The sequence below is a fragment of the Microbacterium sp. genome, from assembly GCF_031180975.1.
Lineage (GTDB): Bacteria > Actinomycetota > Actinomycetes > Actinomycetales > Microbacteriaceae > Microbacterium.
On sequence record NZ_JAPSLI010000007.1, the window covers coordinates 102,453 to 128,981 of the forward strand.

Here is a 26,529-nt window from a genome sequence, read left to right on the forward strand (position 1 = left end):
GTGATGCTATGAGCGAGGCACTGGTCGTGCGGACCGTGGAAGGACCGGTGCGCGGCACGCGCCGGGAGGACGGGAGCATCGCCTTCCTGGGCATCCCGTTCGCGGCTCCGCCGACCGGCGCCCGCCGCTTCCAGCCTCCGCAGCCGGTGAAGCCGTGGACCGACGTGCGCGACGCGACCGAGTACGGCGCGACGCCGCAGCGCCGCCCGGAACCGAACGCGCTGATCCCGGAGCCCAGCGTGCCGGGATCGAGCACGCTGAACGTGAATGTGTTCACCCCCGCCGCGGACGCAGCTGCCCGCCCCGTGCTGGTGTGGATCCACGGCGGCGGCTATTCGGCAGGCTCCCCGGCGAGCCCCTGGTACGACGGCCGCGCTTACAACCGCGACGGGGTCGTGACCGTCACCGTGTCGTACCGGCTCGGGTTCGACGGCTTCGGCATCGTGCCCGGCGCCCCCGCCAACCGCGGGGTGCGGGATTGGATGGCTGCGCTGGAGTGGGTGCAGCGCAACATCGCCGCGTTCGGCGGCGACCCCGGCCGCGTCACGATCGCCGGTCAGTCCGCCGGCGGCGGCGCGGTCCTCACCCTGCTCGGGATGCCGAAGGCGCAGCACCTGTTCCACGCCGCGATCGCCAACTCCGCGGCACTCGGCGACATCCCCCACGATCTGGCCGAGCGCCGCAGCATCCGCCTGGCAGCTCTGGCCGGCGTCGAGCCGACAGCGGAGGGCTACCGTTCGGCATCCGAACGCGACTTCACCCGCCGCCAGTACGAGGCGTCCCTGCTGGGCAAGAGGCGCCTCGCCGCCACCACCGCGGCCCTGCACGACGGGCTGCCCTGGGGTCCGGTGGTGGACGGCGAGCTCATCGAGCAGCCCACGGTGCGGTCGATCGCGGCCGGGATCGGTGCGGACAAGCCGCTGCTGCTGGGCGCCACCGACGACGAGTTCACCATGATGCTGGACGCCGAGGCGCCGCGCGCGCTGCGCTTCGTCCCCGCGATGGTGGCCCTGCGCCTGATCGCCACCGACCGCCGACGGGCGCGAGCGTGGTTCACCGCGAACCGGCGGCGCAGCACGGCCGCGTTGCTGGGGCGATACGTGTCGGACCGCGTGTTCCGTTCGCTCGTCGTGCGGGTCGCCGAGGCGAGGGGCCCTGCGCCGACCTGGGTGTACCGATTCGCCTGGGTGTCGCCGGTGATGGGCTGGTCGTGCCACTGCCTCGACGTGCCGTTCTGGTTCGACTGCCTCGACGAGCCGCACGTCGCCTCGATCGCCGGGGACGACCCTCCCCAGGGACTGGCCGACGAGATGCACGGCGCGGCGGTCGCGTTCGTGACCGAGCACGAACCCGGTTGGCCGACGTGGCGGTCGGATCCGGGCACGACGCGGGTGTTCGGCGACTCTCCCGCCATCTCCAACGCTGCGTACGACGACGCGCTGCCGCTGGCCTGACCGGCGCGGCGGCGACGCCTCGACCGGGGTCGTCGTCGCGCGACGCCGGATGTCGCCCGCGGGCGGCGGCGCGCGGATGTGCGCCACCGTACGTTGCCTCCTCAGGAAGCGCCTCGACGAGGTGCTTGAGAGGAGACATCACCATGTGGTTCGCCTACTGGGTCGTGGCCGGCGCGCTCGCCGCACTGTTCCTGGCGGCAGGTGCGACGAAACTGGTCCGTTCCCGACCGGCGCTCGCGGCCTCGGGGATGAGGTACGTCGACGATTTCACGGATGGCCAGGTGAAGCTGATCGGCGTGGCCGAGATCATGGGGGCTGTCGGGCTGATCGTGCCGATGCTGACCGGAATCGCCGCCGTGCTCAGCCCGGTCGCCGCAGCCGCCCTCACCGTGCTCATGGCGGGCGCGGTCGCCACGCACACCCGCCGTGACGAGACGTTCATGGTTCCGCTGGTGCTGGCCGTCGCGTCCGCCGGGGTGGCGGTACTCGGGATCCTGCTCCTCGGCTGACGACCGCCGCCTCCGCGGGGGCGAGCGTCGCGGCGGGCGGGTCAGCGCACCGGATCGAGCATCGGGATGTCGTAGCGGTGCGGCGTGCCGAAGCGGTGAGCGGTGACCGATACGGCCTGCTCGCGCAGGAACGCGAGCATCTCGACGCGGCCGGCCGACACGACCGGGTTGGCGTAGATCGCCAGACCGGGTGCACCGTTCACTGCGGATGCCGTCTCCCCGGCATCCGCTCCGATGAGCCGCACCCGTCCGCCGGCGGCGGCGAGGCGGCGGGCATGCGCGGCCCACGCCGCGGCATCCTCGGTCGCCACGGCGACGTCGTGGACGCCGAGCCAGGTGGTGACGGCCGACGGCAGCGCCTCGGCGGTGCTCACGGTGACGAGGGAGCGGGTGCGCAGGCCGGCGGCGACCACGCGGATCAGGTCGGCGATCCGGTCGCCCTCGAACCGCACGGTGACGGGCAGCGCCTGGTAGCGCAGCGCGTTGTGCTCGGTGACGAGCCCGGTGGCGTCGCGGACGACACCGAACTCCTCCGCCCACGCGTCGATGTCGGTGGCCAGCGCGCCACGCAGCCAGCCGGCGTCCGTCTTCGCGACCGACTCGGCGAGGCGCACGGCACTGAGACCGAGCTCGTCGAGCGGACGCGTGGTCGAGACCGCGGCATCCGCCCAGTCGGCGAGGCCGACGAGGTAGTTCGGGCCACCCGCCTTGGCGCCGGCACCGACGACGGACTTCTTCCAGCCGCCGAACGGCTGACGCTGCACGATCGCGCCGGTGGTGCCGCGGTTGACGTACACGTTTCCGGCCTCGATGCGCGCGAGCCACTGCTGGATCTCGTCCTCGTCGAGTGAGTGCAGGCCCGAGGTCAGCCCGTACTCGATGTCGTTGACGATGTCGATCGCCTCGTTGAGCGTCTCGGCGGTCATGATGCCGAGCACCGGACCGAAGTACTCGACGCGGTGGAACTCGCTGCCGCGCTGCACGCCGTCGCGGATGCCGGGACGCCAGAGCTGCCCCGCGTCGTCGAGCTTCTCCGGCTCGAGCAGCCACGACTGCCCCGGGTGCAGGGTGGTGAGTGCGCCGAGGAGCTTGCCCTCGGCGGGCCCGATCAGCGGGCCGATGCGGTTCGAGCCGTCGCTCGGGTCGCCGACCTCGTACGCCCGGACGGCGTCGACCAGCTGGCGGCGGAACCGCTCGGATCTCGCGACCGACCCGACGAGCACGACCAGCGACGCCGCCGAGCACTTCTGCCCGGCGTGACCGAACGCGGAGTAGGCGACGTCCTTGGCTGCCAGGTCCAGGTCGGCCGACGGGGTCACGATGATGGCGTTCTTGCCGCTCGTCTCGGCGAGCAACGGCAGATCGGGGCGGAAGCTGCGGAACAGCTCGGCGGTCTCGAAACCACCGGTGAGGATCACGCGCCCGACGGCGGGGTCGCTGACCAGCTTGGTGCCGAGCTCACGACCCTCGAGCTGCACGTACTGCAGCACCTCGCGGGGAACACCCGCCTCCCACAGCGCCTCGACCATGACGGCTCCGGAGCGGCGCGCCTGGCGGGCGGGCTTGATGATCACCGGGGATCCGGTGGCGAGCGCCGACAGCACCGAGCCGGCCGGGATCGCGACGGGGAAGTTCCACGGCGGGGTGACGACGGTAAGGCCGACCGGCCGCATGGTCGCACCGTCGACGTGGACCAGGGTGCGGGCGGACTCTGCGTAGTAGTGCGCGAAGTCGATGGCCTCGGACACTTCCGGGTCACCCTGCTCGATGACCTTGCCCGCCTCGGAGCCCATCACCTCGAGCAGTTCGGCGCGACGCGCCTCGAGCACGTCGCCGGCGCGGTGCAGGATCTCGGCACGACCGTCGGCGCCGAGCGCGCGCCACGCCTCGCCGGCCGCCACCGCGGTCGCGATGCGCTCGTCGAGTTGCTCGGCGCTGCGCAGGGTGTTGGCTGCGACGGTGTCGTCGCCCAGCGTGGAGCCCTTCATGCGGGCACGGATGCCGTCGGCCCACTCCCGGTTCGGCGCCAGGCTCGGGTCGGTGTCGGGAGTGTTCGCGAACCCGTCACGAGGGCCGGCCTGAGGGGGCAGCTGCCGATTCTGGGTGCGGTTCGGCTGCGGCACCTCGGTCGGGATGGTGCGGACGGATGCCAGGAAGCGCTCCTTCTCACGCTCGAACAGCGCGGGGTCGGAGTCGAGGTCGAACACCGCCGACATGAAGTTCTCGTGCGACGCGCCCTCTTCGAGGCGGCGGATCAGGTACGCGATCGCGACGTCGAACTCCCCGGGGTGCACGACCGGCGTGTACAGCAGCAGCGAGCCGACAGTGCGCTTGACCACCTCGGCCTGGGCGGACGCCATGCCGAGCAGCATCTCGAAGTCGACCGGCTGGGTCGCCGAGCCTGTCGACGTGAGTCCGCGCCGCTCGGCGAGCAGCCACGCCAGGGCGATGTCGAACAGGTTGTGGCCGGCGACGCCGATGCGGACGTTGCTCACGTGCTCGGGGCGCAGCGCGTAGTCGAGCACGGCCTTGTAGGAGGAGTCGGACTCCTGCTTGGTCGACCAGGTGGCGAGCGGCCAGCCGTGGGATTCGGCGTCGACCTTCTCCATCGGCAGGTTGGCGCCCTTCACGACGCGCACCTTGATGGGGGCGCCGCCGTCGGCGACGCGGGCCGCCGCCCACTCCTGCAGCCGCATCATGGCGCCGAGCGCGTCGGGCAGGTACGCCTGCAGCACGATGCCGGCCTCGAGGTTCTTGAACTCCGGACGGTCGAGGATGCTGGTGAAGACCGCGATCGTGAGGTCGAGGTCCTTGTACTCCTCCATGTCGAGGTTGATGAACTTCTGCGCGCCTGAGCCTGCCGCCGGGCGGGCGGCGATGCGGTACAGCGGCAGCAGTGCCTCGGCCGCGTGCGCGACCGCGTCGTCGAACGCCCACGGGCTGTGCGGGGCGACGGTGGAGGAGACCTTGATGGACACGTAGTCCACGTCGTCGCGCTGCAGCAGGCGGCGGGTGCCGTCGAGGCGTCGCTTGGCCTCCTCGCGGCCGAGGATGGCCTCGCCGAGCAGGTTGATGTTGAGCTTCACGCCCTGGGTCTCACGGATGTGCTTGATGGCGGCGCCGAGCTTCTCGTCGCGCGCGTCGACGATGAGGTGGCGCACCATCTGCCGCAGCACGCGGCGGCTGATCGGCACCACGACGCCGGGCAGGATCGGGGCGACGGCGCCGCCCAGGCCGATCGCGGCCCGCAGCGGCAGGGGCAGGAACTTCGGGGTGAGCGGAACGATCTCACGCAGCTTGCGCGCCGCCACCCGCTTGTCCTCGGGGCGGACGACGCCGTCCACGAAGCCGACGGTGAAGTCCAGGCCGTTCGGGTCGCGCAGCACGCCGGCGAGGCGCTGCGCGGCGGCATCCACCGGCACGTCGCGGCTTTCGGCGAGCCAGCGGCGGACGAGCGCGACGGCGTCGTCGGCCAGGTCGGCCAGCTCGGCGGACGGGGTGCTGAGGGGGGCGATGTCGGTCATGGGGGCTCCACTCGGGTGCGCGGCGGTCGCCGCAGGGGATGTCTCCAGCATCCTCTTCGCAACCCTCCAATAAAAGCGATGATTTTCGACGGATAATGTTCGGGTATCGCGAATGTTTCGGGTCACGTTCCCCACCCTCCTCGGGTTTGGGGCGGATTTTCGCGTTTGGGGCGGGTGCGCACCGCCCCAAACGCGATAATCCGCCCCAAACGCCCCAGAGAGACGGGGAAGACGAGACGAGAGAGGGGAAGACGGGTGTTCGATCTGCGGAGACTGCGGATGCTGCACGAGCTGGCGCTTCGGGGGACGATCGCCGAGGTCGCGGCGAACCTGTCGTACAGCCCGTCGACGGTGTCGCAGCAGCTGTCGCTCCTGGAGCGCGACGCGGGAGTGGCGCTGCTCGAGCCGGACGGGCGCCGCGTGCGGCTCACCCCGCACGGCCGGCAGCTCGCCGAGCATGCCGCCAGGGCGCTGGAACTCGACGAGGCCGCCCGCGCCGCACTCTCCGCGCACGGCGGCCTCGAGCCGGTGCGGATGGCCGCCATGCCCACCGCCGCCCAGACGATCGTCCCGGCGGCACTCACCCTGCTGGCCGAGCGGATGCCGCAGCTTCGCGTCGAGGTTTCCGAGATCGCACCGGAGGAGGGTCTGTTCGAGCTGGCGGCGCGACGCTTCGACCTCGTGATCGCGGAGCAGTACCCCGGGCACACCCGCGAACTGCGGGACGGGGTGAAGCACGAGCTGCTCGGCCGCGACCCGATCCGGATCGTCCTGCCCCCGCACGAAGAGCCCGTGGAGCTCGCCGCGCTGCGCGACCGCGCCTGGGTCATGGAGCCGCCCGGCACCGCCGCCCGACAGTGGGCGGTGCAGCAGTGCCGGGCCGCCGGCTTCGAACCGGACGTGCGGTTCGAAGCGACCGACCTCACGGCGCATGTGCGCCTGGTCGCGGCCGGTCACGCCGTCGGCATGCTGCCCGACCTGATCTGGGGCGACCGTCCCCCGGAGGTCGCTCTCGCGCCGCTCCCCGGCGACCCGGTGCGCGAGGTGTTCACCGCGGTGCGCAGCGTGGCGCGTGAAGCCGACGGCATCCGCGCGCTGCGCGCCGCACTGTCCGAGGCGCTCGCCTCGCATCGCAACGCGACGGGGTGAGCGCGGCATCCGCCGGCCGGCCGCGCGGTGGCATCCGGGCGGCCGGCGGCGGGCGGCGTCATCCGACGACGGCGATCTCGTTCGGGATCTCAGGCAGGTCGGCACGAGCGATCTCGGCCCCGCTGGCCGCGTCGAGCGCGACGATCTCGCTGTTCATGGAGTCGGTCACGTACACCCGATCTCCAGCAACGGCGATCGCGGGGTGCGGGTCCTGCCACTCCTCGGGCCCCTCCCAGGCCTCGATCGCCTCGTGCGACGCGGACACCTCGCCGGTCGCGGGGTCGATGACGTGCAGCCGTCCGTCCGAACCGATCATCAACGCGTCACCCGACGGACCGCGCACGATGCCGCGCCAGGTGTAGCTGACACCGTCCGGCAGGACGACCGTGTCAAGCGTCTTCGCCTCGGTGTCGATGAGAGCGATGTCGGTGAGCAGGTACCCCTCGGCGTCGGGATCGTCCTTGTAGTCCATCACGACCAGCGGGCTGTCCTCGCTGACGTAGGCGTTGCCGATGCGCCCGAACTCGTCGGGCGACACCAGCTTGGTGATCTCCCCGTCGGCGTAGAGCAGCGCGCCGTCCTCGCAACCGAACACGAGCGCCTCATCCTGGGCGGTGCCCTCTCCGTGCACGGCCGGGCACTCGGCGCTGGCGGCGATCTCCGCACCCTGCGGGTCGGTGACGCGGATGCCGGTGCGCGCGGTCTCATCACCGACGGTGGTGACCAGGCTGCCGTGCTCGAGCACGACTGAGACACCGTGATGCGCCTCGACGCCGGGGATGACCTCGGCCTCGGGCAGCGCGTCGTCCATCTCCGCCAGGTCGGCGGTCTCGAACACGGTCGTGTCGCTGGTGGCGTCGTCGTACAGCACGGTGCGCCCGGCGTGGCGCACGACGTGGCCCGCGGCATCCGCCTTCACGACGTGGTCAGTGAGTTCGGGCTCGCGCATGTCGAGGAACCGGAAGCCCTCCGAGGTGATGACCACGACGTGACGGTCGTCACCGGCCGGACTCAAGCGCACGAAGTCTTCGGAGGCGAAGTCGTCGACCACCTCGAGCGTCTCGCCGTCCACTACCAGCACGCCACCCGCGTACGCCACCGCGATGCGCGGTGCGGCGGGGTCCGTTCCCTCGTCGTCCGCCGCGGCCTTCGCGCCGGGCGTCGGCTGCCCCGCGCATCCGGCCAGCAGCAGCACGGCCAGGCCTGCCCCGGCGGTGGCGACAGCGCGCCTCCTGATCGTCGATCGCTTCATCGTTTTCCTCTCTTGTCGTGGCGGACGCAGTCCGCCCTGGGTGTGGGATGCCGTCAGCGGCCGGTCTCGGCCAGGTGCACAGGTGGGGTGTCGGTGGCGAAGGTCCGCGTGACCCGGGCGTCATCCGCGGGGTCGATCTCCCACAGCATCCGCTCGCTCGGTCCGTTGAGATACACGTGGTCCTGGTCGACGACGAGCTCGATCGTCGCCGCGGCGTCGGGGTCGCGCAGCGACTCGGCGACCAGCGGCGCGGTGCGCGCCGCGACACGCCCCTGGCTGAGGACGAGCACGGACCCGTCGGCGCCGAGCACGGCGACGCGCTGCTGTACGTCGTCGATCGCCGTGGCGCGGACGATCGGCTCCCCCACGTCCTGGAGGGCCCAGGAGCGGGCACGGGTGTCCAGGATCCAGACGCCGCGCTCACCCGCGAGAGCGGCGACTCGCGGCCGGGACTCCCGCGCGGCGAAGACGCCGGCGGCGGAGGCGACATCGGCGGGGGCCGCTCCGGCCGGGTACGGAATCCGTTCGGCGCGCGCGGCATCGCCGCCCGGCGCCAGCACCGCGCCGTCCGCGCATCCGACGACGACACCCACCGCGGTGGCGATGGTGCCCGCGGCGCCGACGCACGGGATGCGGCTGCGCTCGCTTCCGTCGGCGGTGACGACCCGCAGCCGGGCGGGTGCGCCCGCGGCATCCGGCTCGGTGACGAGCGCGCCCTCGGTGAGCGGCACCGTCAGTCCGTCGTGCGCGGCGACCCGGATGCGGAAGGTCTCGGCGATGCGGCCGTCGGCGAGCGCGTCTGCCGCGAGCAGAACCGCCTCGCCGCGGAACATGACGCCGGTGCCGGTGACGCCGGGCACGACGGTGGGCACGCCGTCACCCTCGACCTCGCCGAGCACACGCACGGGACCGACGTGGTAGTGGAAGTGGTCGCCGTGACTGCGGGTCCACACCCCGCTGTCGATGACCGTCACGGATCCCTCGCGGATGCCGAACAGATACCGCCCGTCGCTCACCAGCCGCTCGACCGGCTTGATCTCAGCGATGACGTCGCGGCCGCCGTCGGCGAGGTCGAGGTGGTGCACGCGTCCGCCTGGGTCGATGGTGGTCAGGTGGTGTGGCGGCTCGGCCACCTCCCTCGGTGCCCTCGTGTCCGCTGTCGCGGCGGTCGGGTCGGCAGCCGGCGTGGCGGAGGCGGCGCATCCGGTGAGCACCGTGAGCGCGAGCAGGAGCGGGACGGCGGACAGGCGCATCGTGACCTCTCGATGGGGACGGGGACGTCAGCGACTGTAGCAGTTATTGAGAACGATTTTCATTCTCAGCGGATCCATGAGCGAGAGTGTCGCGGGCCGAGAGGCTTCGAACGAGGGGGAGGTGCGCGTCAGAGCGCGCGGACGTCGGCGTGCGGCATCCGCTCGCGCATCACGCGGATCGCCTCAGGGTTGTGGTCGACGAGCACGGCATCCCGGCCGAGCGCCGAGGCGACGGCACCGGTCGTGCCGCTGCCGGCGAAGAGGTCGAGCACACGATCGCCGGGTCGGCTGGACGCCTGCACGATGCGGCGCAGCACGCCCTCGGGCTTCTGGGTGGGGTATCCGGTCTTCTCGCGCCCGGTGGTGGGCACGATGGTGTGCCACCAGACATCGGTGGGCAGCTTGCCGCGGGCCGCCTTCTCGGCGGTGACCAGCCCCGGGGCCATGTACGGCTCGCGGTCGACGTCGTCCGAGTTGAAGACGTGTCCGCCGGGGGTCTTCACGTAGACCAGGATCGTGTCGTGCTTGGTCGGCCAGCGCCTGCGTGACTTCGCCCCGTAGTCGTACGCCCAGATCAGCTCGTTCAGGAAGGCGTCGCGCCCGAAGACGGCATCCAGCATCACCTTGGCGTAGTGCGCCTCACGGTAGTCCAGGTGCAAATACAGGGTGCCGTCGTCAGCCAGCAGACGCCACGCCTCTTCGAGCCGGGGCATCAGGAAGTCGCCGTAGTCGTCGAACCGGTCGTCGTACTGGCGCAGCATGCCGCGGACCCGCTCGTACGCGTGGCCGTGGAACCCGTGCCGCACCTCCGTCCGGCGGAGCGCGCGTTCAGTTCTCAGGAGATCCGGGCCGGTTTCGGCCGGAACGGGGTGTTCCGGGCCGGATCCGGCCGATTCTTCCTGAGTTGTGAACGCCCGGCGGGCGGTGATCACCTGCCGCTCCTGTGCCCGGCCGGTGTTGAACGGCGGGTCGAGGTACACCAGGGTGAAGGAAGCCGACGGCAGCGTGGCCGCGACGGCGAGATTCTCGCCCTGGATGATCTCGACCGCGCCGGGCGCCGGGTCGCGCTGCGCCGGCTCCGCGACCGCGGGCGTGGCGGTCATGGGACGCGGTGCAGCCACGCGTCGGTCGCGAACTTCGACTCCACGAGCGCCTCCGCGTCGCGATACTCGTCGTCGGAGATCGTGCCGTCCTCGGCACCGGTGAGCGCGCGGAAGGTGTCCTTGAACCGCTCGATGATGTCGGCGCGCGCCATGCCGGTCTGCGTGCGCAGCGGGTCGACGCGCTTGGCCGCCGATACGGTGCCCTTGTCGCTGAGCTTCTCGCGTCCGATCCGCAGCACTTCGGTCATGACCTGGCCGTCGATGTCGTACGAGATCGTGGCGTGGTGCAGCACGCCACCGTTGGCGAGCCGCTTCTGCGCGGCGCCGCCGATCTTGCCGCTCGGGCTCGCGATGTCGTTGAGCGGCTGGTAGGTGGCGTTCACGCCGACCGAGCGCAGCGCCTGCAGCACCCAGTCGTCGAGGAACGCGTACGAGTCGGCGAACGTCATGCCCTGCACGAGAGCGGCCGGCACGTAGAGGGAGTACGTGATGATCTGGCCGGCGGCCATCAGCATCGCCCCGCCGCCGGAGATGCGGCGCACGACGTCGAAGCCGTGCCGGGCGGCGCCCTCGGGGTCGACCTCGTTGCGGTACGACTGGAACGACCCGATCACGACGGCGGACTGGTCCCATTCCCAGATCCGCAACGTGGGCCGGCGACGCCCGTCGCCCACCCGCGCGGTGAGCACCTCGTCGAGCGCGAGGTTCATCCGCGGCGACACGGCCTTCTCGTGCACGATCTCCCAGTCGAAGTCGCGCCAGCCCGGCGCGGTGACGAGGGCGCGGCGCACCGCCGTGCCCACCGCCTCCGGCGAGAATCCGAGCAGCTGGGCGCCGTCGGGCAGGGCGGCCCGCACTGCGGCGGCGATCGTGGAGGCGTCGGATTCGACCGGCATGCCCTCGACGGCGGCGTCGATGTCGGCGAGCGCCGTGTCCGGCTCGAGGAAGAAGTCGCCGGCGAGGTGGAACCGGCGGATCAGGCCGTCCTCGAAGTCCAGGTCGACGACGACGAGCTTTCCGCCTGGAACCTTGTACTCTCCGTGCACCTCACCAGCTTAAGCGGCGCTCAACGCGGCGGGATGTGCGTGTCGAGCCAGGCGAGCACATCCGCTCGCACCTCGGCCTGGTTGGTCTCGTTGAACAGCTCGTGCCTGGCATCCGGGTAGACGAGCGTGGTGACGTCGCTGAGCCCGGAGCGGGTGCGGTAGGCGGCGGCGAGCTTGTGCACGCTGCGCGGTCCGCCCACCGGGTCGTCTCGGCCGACGAGCAGCAGCACGGGGATGTCGCGCCCGAGGTCGCGGCGGGGCACGCCGTACAGCTTCGCCGCCTCGACCGGCCCGAACAGCTTCAGCAGCGGCACGTCCGTGGTGAGCGGGTCGTCGGCGAACGCCTGCCACACCTCCGGATCGCGCGACAGCCACTCGAACCCGGTTGCCTCGGGCGCCTTCCAGCGGGCGTTCAGCGGACGCGGGTTGAGATCGCGGGGCGTGAGCAGCGCCGACCCCGACAGGATCACCGCGTCGTACGCCTCGGGATGCCGGTTCAGCAGCTTCTGCGCCAGGAACGACCCCCACGAGTGCCCGAGCAGCACCAGCGGCAGGTCGGGGTGCTCGCCCCGGATGAGCTCGGTGAACTGCCAGAGCGCGTCGACAGCGGCGCGCAGCCCGCCCCTGCCCAGCCGACCCAGTCGCTCCGGTCCGCCGTGTTGACGGATGCCGGTGCGCCCGTGCCCACGGTGGTCGTCGGCGTACACGTGGAATCCGGCACCGGTGAGCGCCTGGATGAGCTTGGGGTACCGGCCGGCGTGCTCCCCGACTCCGTGCAACAGCTGCACGACGCCGCGCGGCTCCCCCTCCGCCTCGTGCACGTCGTACACGATCGCGACGCCGTACGCGTCGGTGAACTCGGCAGTTCTCACGGGCATGAGCCGAGTCTAGGCGGCGGGCGGCGGCGCACGCCCAGCTCACCCGGACCGCGGCCAGCATGGGAGCCGAACGCCGGTCCAGAGCCCGTCGCACCTGACTTCCGCTCCCACCTCGGCTCACGCCGCGCCACCCCCCGGTCAGGGCAGGAACGGGAACGCGGGATACGCGTACCCCGGCGCCCAGAACGGCACGTAGCCGTAGTAGCCGAACACGCCCTCGTTGTACTGCCGGTCGTTGATCAGCTCCGGGTCGTACCCGGGCGCACCCGCGAGGTGCTCCCGGCGCTGGTCGATGTGCACCTCCTCGTCGCGCACCGCGGTGACGGCATCCACGGGGATGTACGACTTGTGCTCGCCCAGGCCGAGGAATCCGCCAGACGCGACCACGAGGAACCGCACCCGGTCCTCGACGGTGTCCACCAGCAGCTCATCGACCTTCCCGATCTCCTCGCCGTCGGCGTCCCTGACCGTCATCCCGCGGATGTCGTCGTCGCGGGCCACGGTCTGGTCCGTGTCCTTGAGCGGGATCAACTCGCCGTGCTCGTCGTCCATGACCGCACTCCTTCCGATATCGGTCGCCGAGTCCTCACGAGGGGGTCGGCATGCACCGATGCTGCGCCGGCGCGCGGCGATGCGCCATGCCCTGGCGCGAATGCCCGCCGCAGGCGCATACTTCCCCATCCCGACTTCCCCTCCGCCGCCGATTTAGTTAGACTCTCTAAGTAATGTCTGCTGCTCGGGAAGATCTGGATCGCACCGCCACCGAGCTCCGACACGCCGTCTTCCGACTGGCCCGCCGGCTCCGCTGCGCTCGGGCCGTCGATGCGATGAGCGACGCGCAGCTCGCGGTGCTCGCCGCCCTGCGCATGCACGGGCGGCACACCCTGTCCGCCCTCGCCGAGCGCGAGCGCGTCACGGCGCCCACCATGACCGCGATGATCAACGGCCTCGCGGACCAGGGGTACGTGGTGCGGATCCCCGACGAGGAGGACCGTCGCCGGGTGCACGTCGAGATCACGCCGCGCGGCGAGGAGGTCGTCGCCGAGACGATCCGCCGACGCGATGCGCTGCTGGCCGACATGCTGGGCGAGATCGACCTGAGCGAGAAGGATCTCGCCGTCCTCGACGAGGCGGCCGCGTTGCTGAGGAGGGTCACAGAACGATGAGCGCGATGTTCCGTTCCTTCCGCTCGTTCAACTACCGCATCTGGTTCCTCGGCGCGGTGATCTCCAACATCGGCGGCTGGATGCAGGCCACCGCGCAGGACTGGGTGGTGCTCACCGAACTGACCGCGAACGACGCCACCGCCATGGGCGTCACCATGGCCCTGCAGTTCGGCCCCCCGCTGGTGCTGGTGAGCCTGACCGGGTGGGTGGCCGACCGATTCGACCGCCGCCGGGTGCTGCTGTGCACGCAGACGGTGCTCATGCTGCTCGCGGTCGCTGTCGCCGTGCTGCTGCTCACCGACGTCATGACGCTACCGCTGATGTTCTGCTTCGCCGCCGCGTTCGGCGTGGCGAACGCCTTCGACGCCCCGGCCCGGCAGGCGTTCGTGTCCGACATGGTCAGCATGGAGGACATGTCCAACGCCGTCGCGCTGAACTCCGCGTCGTTCAACATGGCCCGGTTGATCGGTCCCGCGGTCGGCGGCGTGCTCATCGTCGTGATGGGATCCGGCTGGGTGTTCGTCGCCAACGCGGTGACGTTCCTGGCGATGATCGTCGCCCTGCTGCTCATCCGCTCCCCGGAGCTCACGCCGCGATCCAAGCACCGCCGCAACGGCGGCCTCGCCGAAGGCTTCCGGTACGTCCGGGGCCGCAGCGACCTGGTGGTCGTGTTCGTGATGGTGTTCCTCATCGGCGCGTTCGGCATGAACTTCCCCATCTACGCGTCGACCATGGCGCTGGAGTTCGGCCGCGAGGCGGACGGCTACGGCGTGCTCAGCTCGGTGCTCGCGATCGGGTCGCTGACCGGCGCGCTGCTCGCCGCCCGGCGCGACCGCGCCCGGGTGCGCGTGCTGGTGCTCGCAGCGGGCGGCTTCGGGCTCGCGTCGCTGCTCTCGGCGGCGATGCCCGGGTACTGGAGCTATGCGGCCGTGCTGATCCTGGTCGGCTTCTCGACGGTGACGATGCTCACCACCGCGAACGGGTACGTGCAGACCACGACGGACGCCGCGCTGCGCGGCCGCGTCCTCGCGCTGTACATGGCCGTCATCATGGGTTCGACTCCGGTCGGCGCGCCCATCGCGGGCTGGATCGTCGACACCTTCTCGGCACGCACCTCGATCATGGTGGGCGGCGTCGCCGGCCTGACCGCGTTCGCCATCGGTGTCGGCTGGATGATGCGCTCCGGCCGCCTGCACCGCGACGCCGAGGCACGGTTCCGGCTCACCCTGGACGAGACCCGGCCCATCTCGGTGATCCGCGAGATGGACCCGACATCATACGACGATCGCACCGCCGCGACGACGCCCATCCGTCTCCCCCGCGACGGCGCGTGAGGCCGCTCAGGACGGATGCTGTCAATCCCTTCCTCGTGCGGATGGGCCGGTCGTAGGCTCGTCGCCATGACTGAGAACCACGAGAACGAAGCGGATGCCGGACAGCGCCCGCACACTCCCGGCCAGGATCCGGAGGGCAGCGGCGAGCCGCGCGAGGGCGGCCTCACCGGTGCGGCCCGCCCGCAGGGCGGGGCGGCCGCCGGGGCCGCGGCGGCGAGGGGCGAGGGCGCGAATCAGGGCGCGAACCAGGGCGACGCCCCGCTCGGCGGTGACGAGGCCACCGAGGAGCAGCTCGATGCCGACAACGCCGTCGAGGAGGACACCCTGAAGTCCCTCGACCCCGACGACTCCCCCGCCTGACCGCGGATCGCGCACCGAGCGGGCGGCCGTCGGCCTTGTCAATCCCCTCTCCCTGGTGAGGGCCGGCTCGTAGCCTCAGCCCATGGACGAGCAGACGCACCACCACGACCGGACTGACCACGACGACGTTCCGGAGAACGATCCGCAGGGCGCCACGCAGGGCGGAGCGATCCAGGGCGACAGTTCGCGCGGCGAATCACCGCACGGCGCCATCCAGGGCGACGCGAGCCCGGACCGCGATCTCGACGAGCGCGACGATCCGCACGTCCGGGACGATCTCGCCGAGTAGCGCAGACAGCGAGACCTCCCGTTCCGTCGACGCGCATGCGCCGTCCGCGGAACGCGAGGTCTCGTCGCTGTCAGCCCGCCAGCACGACCCGCAGCTGCTCGACCGCCCAGTCCAGCTCGGTGGCGCGGATGACCAGCGGCGGGGCGATCCGGATCGTCTGGCCGTGCGTGTCCTTGACGAGCACGCCGCGCTCGAGGAGCTTCTCGGCGATCTCGCGCCCGGATCCACGCGCCGGGTCGATGTCGACGCCGGCCCAGAGCCCGGCGATGCGCACGCCGGTGACGCCCTCGCCGATGAGCGACTCCAGCCGACCGGCCAGATGCTCGCCCAGCGCCCGTGCCCGCTCCTGGAACTCGCCGTTCTCGAGCATCTCCACCACGCGCAGACCCACGGCCGCCGCCAGCGGGTTGCCGCCGAACGTCGAACCGTGCTCACCAGGGCGGATCACGCCGAGCACGTCTCGATCGCCGACGACCGCCGACACCGGCAGGATGCCGCCACCGAGCGCCTTGCCCAGCAAGTACAGATCCGGCACGACGCCCTCGCGGTCGCACGCGAACGTCTCGCCCACCCGACCGAGGCCGGACTGGATCTCGTCCGCGATGAACAGGACGTTGCGCTCGTCGCAGATCTCGCGGATGCGGCGCAGGTAGCCCTCCGGCGGGATGATCACGCCCCCCTCGCCCTGGATCGGCTCGATCAGCACGGCTGCGGTGTCCTCCGTGATGGCCGCGGCGACGGCATCCGCATCGCCGTAGGGGACGGCGTCGAAGCCGGGGGTGTACGGGCCGAAGTCGGCGCGCGCCTGCTCGTCGTCGCTGAAGCTCACGATGGTGGTGGTGCGGCCGTGGAAGTTCCCCTCGGCGACGACGATGCGTGCCTTGCCGTCGGCGATGCCCTTCACGCGGTAGCCCCAGGCACGGGCGACCTTGATGCCGGTCTCCACCGCCTCTGCGCCGGTGTTCATCGGCAGCACCATCTCCTTGCCGCACAGCGCGGCGAGGGCGGCCGCGAACGGCTCGAGCCGGTCGCTGCGGAAGGCGCGGCTGGTGAGCGTCACCCGGCCGAGCTGCTCCGTGACGGCGGCGAGGAGGGCCGGATGCCGGTGCCCGAAGTTCACAGCCGAATAGGCGGCGAGCAGGTCGAGGTAGCGCTTGCCCTCGGCATCCGTCACCCATGCGCCTTCGGCACGCGCGATGGTGACCGGCAGGGGGTGGTAGTTCTCGGCGACGTGCGGCTCGGCCGCCTCCACGACCGCGCCGGTGGCGGGCGATCGGAGGGCCCCGGCGGTCACTTCTTGCCCCGCAGTTCGAGCGTGCAGCACTTGATCCCGCCGCCGCCGAGCAGCAGCTCGGAGAGGTCGACGGTGATCGGGTTGTAGCCACGCTCCCGAAGCTGGCGTTCGAAACCGGTCGCGCGCGGCGAGATGATCACGTTGCAGCCGTCGCTGGAGGAGTTCAGGCCGAACACGGCGCCGTCCTCGTCGGAGACCAGGATCGCGTCGGGGAAGCGCTCCTCGAGGATCGCACGGCTGGCGTCGTCGAAGGCGCCGGGCAGGTAGGCGATGTTGGCGCGCTCGGGGCCGCCGTTCTCGACGCCCTGCACCGGGTCCAGCACGGCGATCGCGGTGTCGAGGTGGTAGAAGCGCGGGTCGATGAGATTCAGCGAGACGACCTCGCGGCCGAACACCTCGCCGACCTCACGGTGGCTGTCACCGGTGGAGCGGAAGCCGGTGCCGGCGAGGATCACGTCGCCGACCAGCAGGAAGTCGCCCTCGCCCTCGTTCACCTCCTGCGGTTCGACCGTGTCGAAGCCGTGGGTGCGGAACCACTCTGCGAATGCGGGCGCCTCGCCCTGCCGCTCGACGAAGCGGAACTTCGGCACATATGCGCGTCCGTCGATCACGAAGCCGCCGTTGGCGGTGTAGACCATGTCGGGGTAGCCGGCCAGCGGGTCGATGAGCTCGACCTCATGGCCGAGCTCGAGGTACAGGTCGTACAGCTTCTGCCACTGCGCGACAGCCTTGGCTGTGTCGGTGGGCTTGGCCGGCTCCATCCACGGGTTGATGGAGTAGTTCACCGTGAAGTGCTCGGGTCGGCACATCAGGTAACGGCGGTGGTGGGCGGTGCGGGTCACGGGGCTCGCGATGGCGGTCTCCGGCGTCGACATGGGTGCTCCTCGAGAGGGTGCGGCGGACGCTGTCCAGGGGCCCGGCGGGCCTTCGACCCGTCGCGCGGCCCTCGACTGAACCAGGGACCGGCGGCGGGGAAGATGCGACTCGGGCACGCCGCGTTCATTCTCTCACCCGAGTCTGTGCATCGCCAGCATCCGGGCCCTGCACCACGACAGGCGCCCGCGCACCGGCCGCGACGAGGTGGTGGATCGCGGAGGGCGCGGCGGAGAACGGCCATTCGCCGTCCCACACCGGCGTCACCGCGCCCTCGTCCGCGAGCAGGGTGAGGGCGCGGACCACCTCGGGGTGGACGCCCGCCGCGAGGGTGCGGATGCGGATGCTCCGCCCGCCGGACAGCAGCAGGCCCGCCGTGCGATGTCGGAAGGACCCTGGGACGGCATCCTCACCGGCGAGGACGATCACGCCGCCCCTGGCGGTCAGCCGCTGCAGCAGAGCGAGGCGGATACCGCTGCCGAGATCGACGACGGCGTCCAGATGTCCCGATGGGATCTCGGCAGCCAGGGCGTCCGGCGCGATCGGGTGCACGCCCGGCGGCCGGCCGCTGGATACGGCATCCGTCGCCCAGACCTCGGCGCCGCGCACGGTCGCGAGCTGCACCGCGATCGTCGCGGCCGCTGACGCGCCGGCGATGAGCACGCGCCGACGGTGCGCAACGCGTTTGTCGAGCCCGGCCATGTCGAGCGCCTGCCACACTCGACTCCCGCCGCCCGCCAGGCAGGCGGCCGACTCGACGGCGAGATGCGGCGGGCGCGGCACGAGGCGCATCTCGTCGACGGCGACGAGGGCCGCGAGACCGCCTCCGCCGGGCAGTCCGACCACGACCTCTTCCCCGAGCTCCGAGCCGACCACGCCGGATCCGATCGCGACGACCGTTCCGGCCACGGCGGAACCGGGCACCTGCCGTCCAGGAGTGCTGACGCCGGCTCTCGCCCGCCTGGGCCCCCTGCGCATCATCCGCAGGTCCGTGCCGTCGAGCGCGGTCGCGCGGACGCGCAGCAGCACCTCACCGGCGCGTGGCCGCGGCACTCGCATGCGTTCCAGGCGGATGCCGGATGCCCCACTGTCCTGCATCCAGGCCGGCATCAGATCTGGGACGCCGGGAAGCCGGGCGCCGGGCAACCGGTGCGCGATCACCGCGGCACCTCCAGCATGGTCATCCCGGTCCGTCCTCGTCACATCATGCGGCTCTCCGCGGAGCGGACCGGGTCCTGGCGGGCACCCGGCGCGCCAGGACCCGACCGATCACTCGTCGCCGCGCGGCTCCCACGCCTGCTCGGGCAGCGAGTCCCAGATCGACGTGTCCGCCGTCTCCACTTCACCGCTGGCCACAGCGCGGATGGTGCTCTCCAGCGTAAGGATCGTCTGCTGACGCAGGTAGCCGTTTGACTTCTGCCCCAGCAGCGCGTCCGGGTTCTCGTGGTCGCTCATCCCGCGCATCTCGAACAGCAGGGTGGAGATGTCGTACTCGGCGGCGATCCCGTTGCGCGCGATCGTGTTCGCGGTGCCGCCGACGTACTTGCCGAGGTGGCCCCAGCCGGTGGAATCCACGCTGGCGTAGACGACCGCACCCAGCCGCTTCGAGCCCTCCAGCACGGCCGGGTCCACATCGGGGGTGGTCGGGTGCAGGATCGACCCGGACACCAGCTTCCCGTCGACCCGGGACTGCGTGCCCTGGTGGTGCAGGTCGATCATGTAGTCGATGTCGTACACCGAGAGCACGTTCTGGTGCAGAGCCTGGATCTCGGGCTGTGTCTTGGCCACGTGGTCACGGTTGATGTCCACGTTGTTGGCGTTGTGGCGGGTCAGGTGGCGGTCGCCCGACGCGATGTAGTCGTCCAGCGGGAAGTCGACGTCACCCATCGCGCCATCGGGGTTGAGCATCGGCAGCACCAGGATGTTGATGTCGTCGAGCACGTCGGCCATGCGACCGGTTCCCAGGTGCTTGATGACCTCGATCGCGCCTTCCGTGGTCAGCTGCTCGTTGCCGTGCTGCTGCGTCAGGAACAGGATGGTCGGGTTCGCGGGGTCCGACAGGTACTTCGCGAGGTAGAGATCCCGGCCCTTCACCGACTGCCCGATGACCTCGAGCTCGAGCGCGTTCTGCCGCGCGTCCTGCGTCTTCAGTTCCTGCACCATCGAGTCGTAGGTGTGCAGGTTCGCCGTGTTGACCGTCTCGTGCCCGTTGTAGTTGGGGCCTTCGCCGACCGCGAGCGCAGGGGCGGCGCTCAACGTCGCGACCAGGGCCGTGCCGGCCAGCACGCAGCCGGCCTTCGCCAACAGATGCCGTGGGGATCGGGCTGAGGTGAGATTCATGGGGAGTTCTCCTTCGGACTGGTCGGCGCGCCGACCCCTGCGCGAGGGGCGCGCAGATCGGTGCACCCTGGGGAACGTCCCATGCAACCATGGCCTCGTCACGGTTGGCAATCGCTTTCCCCCGCTCGGCCGAAGTTCCTCCGGCGAGCGCCGTGACGCATCAGGCGCGATCAGATCACGCCGGCGCTCCAGTCGTCCGGGTTCCCGAACCGGTGCGCCGTGATGGTCACCGACTGCTCATGCACGAAGGGCAGCAGTTCGATCCGACCGGCCGAGGTCACCTCGTCGGCGTACACCGCCAGATCGGGATCGCCCTGCACCGCGCGCGCAAGATCGCCGTGCAGCGCGGCGACGGCATCCCGCTCACCCACCAGCCGCACGCGACCCGCCCCGGCGAGCACGGCGGAGGGCCCGTCGGGGTCCGCCACCGTCTCGACGTCGGCCTGCTCGGCCGCCTGGCCGCGGCGCACCATCCGGTCGATCCATTCGGCGTCGCTCTCGACGGCGACGAGCACGCCCAGGTCTCCCAGCACGGTGCGGACTGCGGCCGGCAGCCCGCTCGGCACCGAGAGCAGGAACCGCGCGCCGGAGCGGATCCCGGCGATCACCACCCGCAGCACCTCGTGCAGCGTCGAGCCGGCTGCGGCGCGCACCACGACCGGGACCGGACGGTACCGGAACAGGTTGCGCTCCACACCGAGCTGGGAGACGTCGCGCACCTGCCCGAACTCGCGGTCCCACGCCACGGCGTCGGCGAGCGCCGCCTGCCGCAGCCACTCGAACGCGTCGAAGTCCAGCGACGGCTGCGCCGCCTCGATGAGGCCCGAGATCCGCGCGTCGAGGCCGCGCAGGTGCAGCGTGCTCGACGCCTTGCCACGGGGCTGCGAGCGCCACGAGCCGAGACCGATCAGGTAGTTCGGCCCGCCGGCCTTCGCCCCTGGTCCGACCGACGAGCGCTTCCAACCGCCGAACGGCTGCCGCTGCACGATGGCGCCGGTGATGCCGCGGTTCACGTACAGGTTGCCTGCCTGCACCTGATCGAGCCAGAGCGCCAGGTCCTGCGGGTTCTGGGTGTGCAGCCCGGCGGTGAGTCCGTACGGCACCGCGTTCTGCAGTTCGATCGCGGCGGCGAGCGTCGGGGCGTGCATGATGCCGAGCACGGGGCCGAAGAACTCCTCGAGGTGCGTGCGGGATCCGGACTGCACGCCGACCCTGATGCCGGGGGTCCACAGCCGGCCGGTCTCGTCGCCGGGCACCGGCGCCGGCTTGACCAGCCAGCGCTCCTCGCCCTCGAGCTCGGTGAGCGCCCAGTCCAGCTTGCCTTGCGGCCTCTCGATCAGCGGCCCCATCTCGGCGAGCGGGTCGGAGGGCCAGGCCACGTGCAGCGAGCGGGTCGCGTCGACGAGCTGCCGCGCGAACCGCCGGGAGCGGCCGACCGGTCCGACCAGGATGCCCAGGGACGCCGCGGAGCATTTCTGCCCGGCGTGGCCGAACGCGCTGCGCACCAGGTCGGCGACGGCGAGGTCGAGGTCAGCGGTCGGCGTGATGACCAGCGCGTTCTTGCCGCTGGTCTCCGCCAGCAGCGGCAGGTCGGGACGCCAGGAGCGGAACAGCGCCGCGGTGTCCCAGGATCCGGTGAGGATGACCCGGTCGACGTCCGGGTGCGATATCAGCTGTCGACCCAGCTCGCCCTCGTCGAGGTCGGCCAGCACCAGGACGTCGCGCGGGATGCCGGCCTGCCACAGCGCCTCGGCGATCACCGCCGCGCATCGACGGGCCTGCGGCGCCGGCTTCAGCACGACGCCCGAGCCCGCGGCGAGTGCCGCAAGCGTGCCGCCGGCCGGGATGGCGAGCGGGAAGTTCCACGGCGGGGTGACCACGGTCACCCTGACGGGCTGGAACACCGCGCCGGGGATGCCGTCGAGTTCGCGGGCGGTCGCTGCGTAGTACTTCGCGAAGTCGACCGCCTCGCTCACTTCGATGTCGGCCTCGGCGAACACCTTGCCCGTCTCGGTCGCGGCGACCTCGATCAGCTCGCCGCGTCGTGCTTCGAGAGCGGCGGCCGCGCGCAGCAGCACCTCCGCACGCTCGGATGCCGGACGCGCGCCCCAGCCGGATGCCGCGTCGCGCACCGTCTGGAGCGTGCTGTGCAGCATCCGCTCATCGTCGATCCGCGCGGCACGCAGCGTCTCCGACCCCGCTCGTTGCGTCGTCGAGACCGACGCGATCCGCTCCAGCACCTGACGGGCCCACTCACGGTTGGGAGGCAGGGCGGGATCGCTGTCGGGCGTGTTCGAGAAGCCGGGCGCCCCGTCGGAGCGGGTGGCGCCGGCGAGCTCTTGCCGGGCGTACACCGCCGTCTGCAGGAACGGATCCTCGTCGTCCTCGTCGCCGGAGGAGCCGCGCGCGATGCCGAGCACGACCCCGGTGAGGTTCTCATCGCGCGGCGCCGGACGCGTCACCGGCCGCACCGACTCGTGCGCGGGGGCGAGGCGGTTCTGCGTGCGACGCGGTCCGGTGAGCAGCGACCGGTCGGCGGCGCGGGCGATGGAATCGACGAACCGCAGCCTCTCCCGCTCGAACAGCACCGGATCGTCGGCCAGATGGAACGCCGCCGACAGGAAGTTGGCGGGGGAGGCGCTCTCCTCGAGTCGCCGGACCAGGTAGCTGATGGCGACGTCGAACTCGTCCGGGCGCACCACGGGCACGTACAGCAGCACCGGTCCGACGACCCGCGACACCGCGGCGACCTGCCCCTGCGCCATGCCCAGGAGCATCTCGAACTCGATGTGCTCGCGGACGCCACGCTCGCCGGCGAGCAGCCACGCCCAGGCGATGTCGAACAGGTTGTGGCCGGCCACGCCGATCCGCACGGCGTCGGTGTTGCGCGGCTGGAACGCCTCGTCCAGGCAGCGCAGGTAGTTCGCGTCGGTGTCGAGCTTCGAACTGTACGGGGCCTGCGGCCAGCCGTGCATGACGGCATCCACCTGCTCCATGGCGAGGTTCGCGCCCTTCACCAGCCGCACCTTGATCGGGGCGCCGCCGTGCTCGACGCGGTCGCGTGCCCACGCGGTGAGCTCGCGCAGCGCCGGAAGCGCGTCCGGCAGGTAGGCCTGCAGCACGATCCCGGCGTGCAGGTCGCGCAGACGGGGATCCTCGAGGATGCGGGTGAAGACGGCGATCGTCAGGTCGAGATCCTTGTACTCCTCCATGTCGAGGTTGATGAACGTCTGGGCCCCTGAGCCGGTAGAAGAGCCCGCCGCGGTCAGGTACAGCGGCATCAGCCGCTCCACCACCCGGTCGACGACCTCGTCGAACGCCCACATCGAGATGCGGCTCATGATCGCCGACACCTTCACCGACACGTAGTCGACGTCGGGTCGCCGGATCAGCTCGTGGATGCCGTCGAGTCGGCGCTTCGCCTCGGTCTCGCCGAGCACCGCCTCGCCGAGCAGGTTCAGGTTGAGCCGTGCGCCCGACTCACGGATCTGCTCCAGTGCTGGCCCGAGCTTCTCGGGCCGCGCGTCGACGATGAGGTGTCCGACCATCTGCCGCAGCACGCGGCGGGCGATGGGCACGGTGGGCGCGGGCAGCGCCGGGGCGATCATGCCGCCGGCCCGCACGGCGCCACGCAAGTACCAGGGCAGGAACTCGGGCGCCAGCGGGGCGACGCGGTGCAGGTTGGACGCGGCGGCGGACAGGCTCTCGGGGCGCATCACCCCGTCGACGAAGCCCAGCGTGAACGGGAGCCCCTTCGGGTCCTGCAGCACGCCGGCCAGCCGCTGGGCGGCCGGGTCGGTCTCGGCCTGGGCGGCCTCGGCCACCCAGCGGTGCACGAGTGCGGTGGCCTGATCGGCGAGGGATGCCGCCGCCTCGGGGTGTTCTGGTGCGGGCGTCTCCGGCATGCCCTCAGCCTATGCGGGCGTCGTGTCGGCCGGCCGGATTGCGCCGTGCTGAGGGGGAGCACCGGTGGCCGGGACCTCCCCAGTGGTCCCGGCCACGGCATCACTCCGTGAGACGTCACACCGGCTGCGATGCGGCGAACGTCCCCTGCGGGTCGTACTGGTCCTTCAGCGCGCGCAACTGCGCGGCGGACGCGCCGAATCCGCGGCCGCGGTCGACATCTCCGGCGTCGACGAAGGTGAGGGCGAGCGCGTCGACGTGCCACGGCGCGAATGCGCTGACGCCGCCGCGGACCGCCGCGATGCCCGGCTGGATCGCCTCCGGCACCGGCGTCATCGCGATGGTGTGCACGAGGTAGTCCCCCGCGATGGAGCCCACAGCACCGGCATCCTGCGGGCGGCGCCCGACCGCGCCGCCGAGGTGGCGCAGCTCGGCGATGGACACACCGGGCGTCCACCCCACCGACGCGAACACGTCCACGGCCTCGGCGGGCAGCGCGCTCAGGATGGCATGGTCGGTGACCGCCGGCGTCGGGCCGGGTGGGTCCATGTGCACGCCGATCAGCGCGGCAGACGGGATGCGCGAGAAGGTGTCGAGTTCGGGTCGCAGTGCGCGCAGTGGTTCGAGCAGGGCCGCAGCGGTCGCGTCGTCCTCGACGATGGCGCCGTCGACGACCACGACGGAGCGCCCGGACAGGAACGGCGGCAGCTCCGGCAGCGGCGGGAAATGCATCACCCGCAGGGTGGTGGTCGCGGTCTCGGGCGCCGTGCGAGTCCACGCCGCCCAGGCGTGGGAGACGTCGTCGGTGTGCGAGCCGTCCCACAACAGCATCCCGGCGAACACGTCGGCGTAGGGCAGCAGGTCGATCTCGATCGAGACCACGACACCGAACGCGCCGGAGCCGCCGCGGACCGCCCAGAACAGCTCCGGGTTCTCCTCTGCGCTGGCGCGCAGCAGCGCACCGTCGGCCGTGACGATCTGCACGGCCCGCACGTGGTTCACCGCCAGGCCGACCGAGCGCGCGTAGAACGACAGACCGCCGCTGAGCGTGTATCCGACGACGCCCACGTCGCCGGCGCTGCCGTGCGGGGCGGTCAGCCCGTGCGGTGCCGCCGCCTCGAGGACGTCGTTCCACAGCGACCCACCCAGCACCCGGGCGGTGCGGGCGTCCGGGTCGACGCTCACGCCGCGCAGGCCGTTCAGCTGCATGAGGACCGTATCGGACAGGTCGGTGCCCGCGAGCGCGCCGGCCGCGTGGCCGGTCGCCTGAGGGGCGATGCGGATGCCGCGGGCCGCGGCGGCACGGACGACGTCGACGACCTCCTCGACCGTCTCGGGGCGCACGATTGCGAGCGGGCGCTGGTCGATCGCGACGTTCCACGGCGAGCGCGCGGCGTCGTACCCGGGGTCTCCGGCGAGGAGCGCGCCGGATCCCAGCTCGTCGCGCAGCTCACGGTCGCCGGTCGGTGCGGTGATGTCGGAAAGTGTCATGGGTTCTCCATCGCTGTGTGATGTCGAGGCGTCCGGTGCGACGGCCCTCGAGTGGTACACGGAGAGTCTGCGCGCCGCCGCGAACGCGCCACCATCCCAGCGTCGAGGGGTTCTTCGACCCCCCAGACATGTGGGATGGCGCGCACCGCCGGGCGGGAGGACACTGGTCTCGTGGCCTCGGAACTGGCGTTCGGTCGTGCGCGCAGCGACATCGACGTGATGTCGCGCGCGGGGTTGCCGCTCGACCGCTTCATGGACGAGGCGGCGGCCGCGCTGCAGCACGTCGTGCCCTATGTGGCCGCGTGCCTTGCCACCCTCGACCCGGCCACCGCCATGGTCTCCGGCGTACGGAAGATCGGCGAGCTGAAGGACGCGAACGACAGCGACATCACCTGGGCGCAGATCGAGTACGGCGCCGACGACATCACTGCGACCACCGCGCTGCTGTCCGCCGGGCGCGTATCGGTGGGGGTGCACGACCTCACCGGGGGCGACGTCACCCGCTCCGTCCGGATGGCGGACCTCGTGATCCCGCGGTTCGGGTTCCGCGACGAGGCGCGGGTCGTGTTCGCGGACCGGTCGGGCGCGTGGGGTTCGGTGTCGATGTTCCGGGGGAAGGACGATCCGGTGTTCACCGCCGATGAGGTGTCGTTCCTCGCGGCGGTCGCCCCGTCGTTCACCCGCGGCGTCCGCACTGGCCTTCTCGCCCAGTCCGGCCGACAGGATGCCGTCGCCGGGGGCGGCCCGGCGGTGATCATCGTCGACCATGAGGACCGGATCGTGCAGTTCACGCCTGGGGCGCGCGACCACCTGGACTACCTGTCGTCGCCCGGCCGGGGGGACCCGCTCACGATGGTGCACGCCCTGGTCAGCGCCGCCCGCCGGTTCGCACGCGGCGAGATGGACCGGATGCCGCGGATCCGCGTGCGCACGAGTGACGGTGTCTGGCTGGTGCTGCACGCCGCCCCGCTCAGCGGCGAGTGCGGACCCGCCGGGAACGTGGTGGTCACGATCGAAGAGGCCCGCCCGCAGGAGGTGATCGACCTGGTGGCTGCCGCCTTCGGGCTCACCGCGCGGGAGCGTGACGTGACGGCGATGGTGCTGCGCGGCGCCGACACAAAGGCGATCGCGCAAGCGATGCACCTCTCCCCCTACACCGTGCAGGATCACCTCAAGTCGATCTTCGACAAGGCCGGCGTCACCAGCAGGCGGGAGCTCGTCGCCCGGGTGTACTTCGACCAGTACGCCAGCCGCCTGGGCGGCGAGATCGCCCCGTCCGGCTGGTTCGCCGGCGGACGCTGAAAGCTTCGG

At 71.6% G+C, this 26,529-nt stretch carries 21 protein-coding genes; 8 read left to right on the top strand and 13 right to left on the bottom strand.

Annotated elements, in window-relative coordinates:
• The first annotated feature begins 8 nt into the window (after positions 1-8).
• Both RIF65_RS11085 and RIF65_RS11090 read left to right on the top strand, forming a co-directional pair.
• On the top strand, positions 9-1,454 hold the full coding sequence (locus RIF65_RS11085) for a carboxylesterase/lipase family protein (protein WP_309065599.1): 1,446 nt from the start codon (positions 9-11) through the stop codon (positions 1,452-1,454).
• A gap of 143 nt (positions 1,455-1,597) precedes the next feature.
• Positions 1,598-1,963, top strand: a complete 366-nt coding sequence (locus tag RIF65_RS11090) for a DoxX family protein (protein WP_309065600.1) — start codon at positions 1,598-1,600, stop codon at positions 1,961-1,963.
• A gap of 41 nt (positions 1,964-2,004) precedes the next feature.
• On the opposite strand, the gene RIF65_RS11095 is transcribed toward RIF65_RS11090, so the two are convergent.
• Positions 2,005-5,487 (bottom strand): bifunctional proline dehydrogenase/L-glutamate gamma-semialdehyde dehydrogenase, encoded by a 3,483-nt coding sequence (locus RIF65_RS11095; RefSeq protein WP_309065601.1) that lies wholly within the window; start codon positions 5,485-5,487, stop codon positions 2,005-2,007.
• Positions 5,488-5,742: 255 nt separating this feature from the next.
• Here RIF65_RS11095 and RIF65_RS11100 point away from each other — a divergent pair, with 255 nt between their 5' ends.
• Positions 5,743-6,636, top strand: a complete 894-nt coding sequence (locus RIF65_RS11100) for a LysR family transcriptional regulator (protein ID WP_309065602.1) — start codon at positions 5,743-5,745, stop codon at positions 6,634-6,636.
• A 58-nt stretch (positions 6,637-6,694) separates the two neighbouring features.
• Here RIF65_RS11100 and aztD read toward each other — a convergent pair whose 3' ends face one another.
• The 6 genes from aztD to RIF65_RS11130 form a co-directional block, all read right to left on the bottom strand.
• Entirely contained in the window at positions 6,695-7,888 is a 1,194-nt protein-coding gene (aztD, locus tag RIF65_RS11105) for a zinc metallochaperone AztD (protein WP_309065603.1), read from the bottom strand.
• A 53-nt stretch (positions 7,889-7,941) separates the two neighbouring features.
• Positions 7,942-9,141, bottom strand: a complete 1,200-nt coding sequence (locus RIF65_RS11110; RefSeq protein ID WP_309065604.1) for a hypothetical protein — start codon at positions 9,139-9,141, stop codon at positions 7,942-7,944.
• Positions 9,142-9,269: 128 nt separating this feature from the next.
• Positions 9,270-10,244: a DNA-methyltransferase gene (locus tag RIF65_RS11115; RefSeq protein WP_309065605.1), complete on the bottom strand. Its 975-nt coding sequence runs from the start codon at positions 10,242-10,244 to the stop codon at positions 9,270-9,272.
• The gene (locus tag RIF65_RS11120) at positions 10,241-11,290 is read right to left on the bottom strand and encodes a lipoate--protein ligase family protein (RefSeq protein ID WP_309065606.1); all 1,050 of its coding nucleotides are present in this window, start codon (positions 11,288-11,290) and stop codon (positions 10,241-10,243) included. Before RIF65_RS11120 ends, RIF65_RS11115 begins: the two co-directional genes overlap by 4 nt.
• Before the next feature lie 20 nt (positions 11,291-11,310).
• Positions 11,311-12,168 carry an alpha/beta hydrolase gene (locus RIF65_RS11125; RefSeq protein WP_309065607.1) on the bottom strand — a complete coding sequence of 286 codons (858 nt, stop codon included), beginning with the start codon at positions 12,166-12,168 and terminating at the stop codon, positions 11,311-11,313.
• Between the two features lie 138 nt (positions 12,169-12,306).
• Positions 12,307-12,720 carry a PRC-barrel domain-containing protein gene (locus tag RIF65_RS11130; protein ID WP_309065608.1) on the bottom strand — a complete coding sequence of 138 codons (414 nt, stop codon included), beginning with the start codon at positions 12,718-12,720 and terminating at the stop codon, positions 12,307-12,309.
• Positions 12,721-12,893: 173 nt separating this feature from the next.
• Between RIF65_RS11130 and RIF65_RS11135 the strand changes: the two genes are divergently transcribed.
• From RIF65_RS11135 to RIF65_RS11150, 4 genes are all read left to right on the top strand, one after another.
• Positions 12,894-13,334, top strand: a complete 441-nt coding sequence (locus tag RIF65_RS11135; protein WP_309082651.1) for a MarR family transcriptional regulator — start codon at positions 12,894-12,896, stop codon at positions 13,332-13,334.
• A gap of 5 nt (positions 13,335-13,339) precedes the next feature.
• Positions 13,340-14,668, top strand: a complete 1,329-nt coding sequence (locus RIF65_RS11140) for an MFS transporter (RefSeq protein ID WP_309065610.1) — start codon at positions 13,340-13,342, stop codon at positions 14,666-14,668.
• Positions 14,669-14,734: 66 nt separating this feature from the next.
• On the top strand, positions 14,735-15,028 hold the full coding sequence (locus tag RIF65_RS11145; RefSeq protein WP_309065611.1) for a hypothetical protein: 294 nt from the start codon (positions 14,735-14,737) through the stop codon (positions 15,026-15,028).
• 82 nt (positions 15,029-15,110) lie between these two features.
• A complete protein-coding gene (locus RIF65_RS11150; RefSeq protein ID WP_309065612.1) occupies positions 15,111-15,317 on the top strand; it encodes a hypothetical protein in 207 nt (68 codons plus the stop codon).
• A gap of 70 nt (positions 15,318-15,387) precedes the next feature.
• Here the strand turns inward: RIF65_RS11150 and rocD are convergent, their stop codons facing one another.
• From rocD to RIF65_RS11180, 6 genes are all read right to left on the bottom strand, one after another.
• The gene (gene rocD, locus RIF65_RS11155) at positions 15,388-16,611 is read right to left on the bottom strand and encodes an ornithine--oxo-acid transaminase (RefSeq protein WP_309065613.1); all 1,224 of its coding nucleotides are present in this window, start codon (positions 16,609-16,611) and stop codon (positions 15,388-15,390) included.
• Positions 16,608-17,486 carry a dimethylargininase gene (gene ddaH / locus RIF65_RS11160; protein WP_309065614.1) on the bottom strand — a complete coding sequence of 293 codons (879 nt, stop codon included), beginning with the start codon at positions 17,484-17,486 and terminating at the stop codon, positions 16,608-16,610. The genes rocD and ddaH overlap by 4 nt, the downstream gene beginning before the upstream one ends.
• Positions 17,487-17,610: 124 nt before the next feature.
• A complete protein-coding gene (locus RIF65_RS11165) occupies positions 17,611-18,645 on the bottom strand; it encodes an alcohol dehydrogenase catalytic domain-containing protein (protein WP_309065615.1) in 1,035 nt (344 codons plus the stop codon).
• 108 nt (positions 18,646-18,753) lie between these two features.
• Entirely contained in the window at positions 18,754-19,824 is a 1,071-nt protein-coding gene (locus tag RIF65_RS11170; RefSeq protein ID WP_309065616.1) for a M14 family zinc carboxypeptidase, read from the bottom strand.
• A gap of 170 nt (positions 19,825-19,994) precedes the next feature.
• Positions 19,995-23,729: a bifunctional proline dehydrogenase/L-glutamate gamma-semialdehyde dehydrogenase gene (locus RIF65_RS11175; protein ID WP_309065617.1), complete on the bottom strand. Its 3,735-nt coding sequence runs from the start codon at positions 23,727-23,729 to the stop codon at positions 19,995-19,997.
• 115 nt (positions 23,730-23,844) lie between these two features.
• Positions 23,845-25,218 carry an FAD-binding oxidoreductase gene (locus RIF65_RS11180; RefSeq protein WP_309065618.1) on the bottom strand — a complete coding sequence of 458 codons (1,374 nt, stop codon included), beginning with the start codon at positions 25,216-25,218 and terminating at the stop codon, positions 23,845-23,847.
• Positions 25,219-25,389: 171 nt separating this feature from the next.
• On the opposite strand from RIF65_RS11180, the gene RIF65_RS11185 reads away from it, so the two are divergent.
• The gene (locus RIF65_RS11185; RefSeq protein ID WP_309065619.1) at positions 25,390-26,520 is read left to right on the top strand and encodes a helix-turn-helix transcriptional regulator; all 1,131 of its coding nucleotides are present in this window, start codon (positions 25,390-25,392) and stop codon (positions 26,518-26,520) included.
• The last annotated feature ends 9 nt before the right edge of the window (positions 26,521-26,529 follow it).

Coding starts and splice junctions, on each gene's coding strand:
- RIF65_RS11140 (WP_309065610.1), top strand. CDS start 13,340: ATGTTCCGTTCCTTCCGCTCGTTCAACTACCGCATCTGGTTCCTCGGC.
- RIF65_RS11110 (WP_309065604.1), bottom strand. CDS start 9,141: ATGCGCCTGTCCGCCGTCCCGCTCCTGCTCGCGCTCACGGTGCTCACC.
- RIF65_RS11090 (WP_309065600.1), top strand. CDS start 1,598: ATGTGGTTCGCCTACTGGGTCGTGGCCGGCGCGCTCGCCGCACTGTTC.
- RIF65_RS11085 (WP_309065599.1), top strand. CDS start 9: ATGAGCGAGGCACTGGTCGTGCGGACCGTGGAAGGACCGGTGCGCGGC.
- RIF65_RS11145 (WP_309065611.1), top strand. CDS start 14,735: ATGACTGAGAACCACGAGAACGAAGCGGATGCCGGACAGCGCCCGCAC.
- ddaH (WP_309065614.1), bottom strand. CDS start 17,486: ATGTCGACGCCGGAGACCGCCATCGCGAGCCCCGTGACCCGCACCGCC.
- RIF65_RS11175 (WP_309065617.1), bottom strand. CDS start 23,729: ATGCCGGAGACGCCCGCACCAGAACACCCCGAGGCGGCGGCATCCCTC.
- RIF65_RS11180 (WP_309065618.1), bottom strand. CDS start 25,218: ATGACACTTTCCGACATCACCGCACCGACCGGCGACCGTGAGCTGCGC.
- aztD (WP_309065603.1), bottom strand. CDS start 7,888: ATGAAGCGATCGACGATCAGGAGGCGCGCTGTCGCCACCGCCGGGGCA.
- RIF65_RS11115 (WP_309065605.1), bottom strand. CDS start 10,244: ATGACCGCCACGCCCGCGGTCGCGGAGCCGGCGCAGCGCGACCCGGCG.
- RIF65_RS11125 (WP_309065607.1), bottom strand. CDS start 12,168: ATGCCCGTGAGAACTGCCGAGTTCACCGACGCGTACGGCGTCGCGATC.
- RIF65_RS11095 (WP_309065601.1), bottom strand. CDS start 5,487: ATGACCGACATCGCCCCCCTCAGCACCCCGTCCGCCGAGCTGGCCGAC.
- RIF65_RS11130 (WP_309065608.1), bottom strand. CDS start 12,720: ATGGACGACGAGCACGGCGAGTTGATCCCGCTCAAGGACACGGACCAG.
- RIF65_RS11135 (WP_309082651.1), top strand. CDS start 12,894: ATGTCTGCTGCTCGGGAAGATCTGGATCGCACCGCCACCGAGCTCCGA.
- RIF65_RS11170 (WP_309065616.1), bottom strand. CDS start 19,824: ATGAATCTCACCTCAGCCCGATCCCCACGGCATCTGTTGGCGAAGGCC.
- RIF65_RS11150 (WP_309065612.1), top strand. CDS start 15,111: ATGGACGAGCAGACGCACCACCACGACCGGACTGACCACGACGACGTT.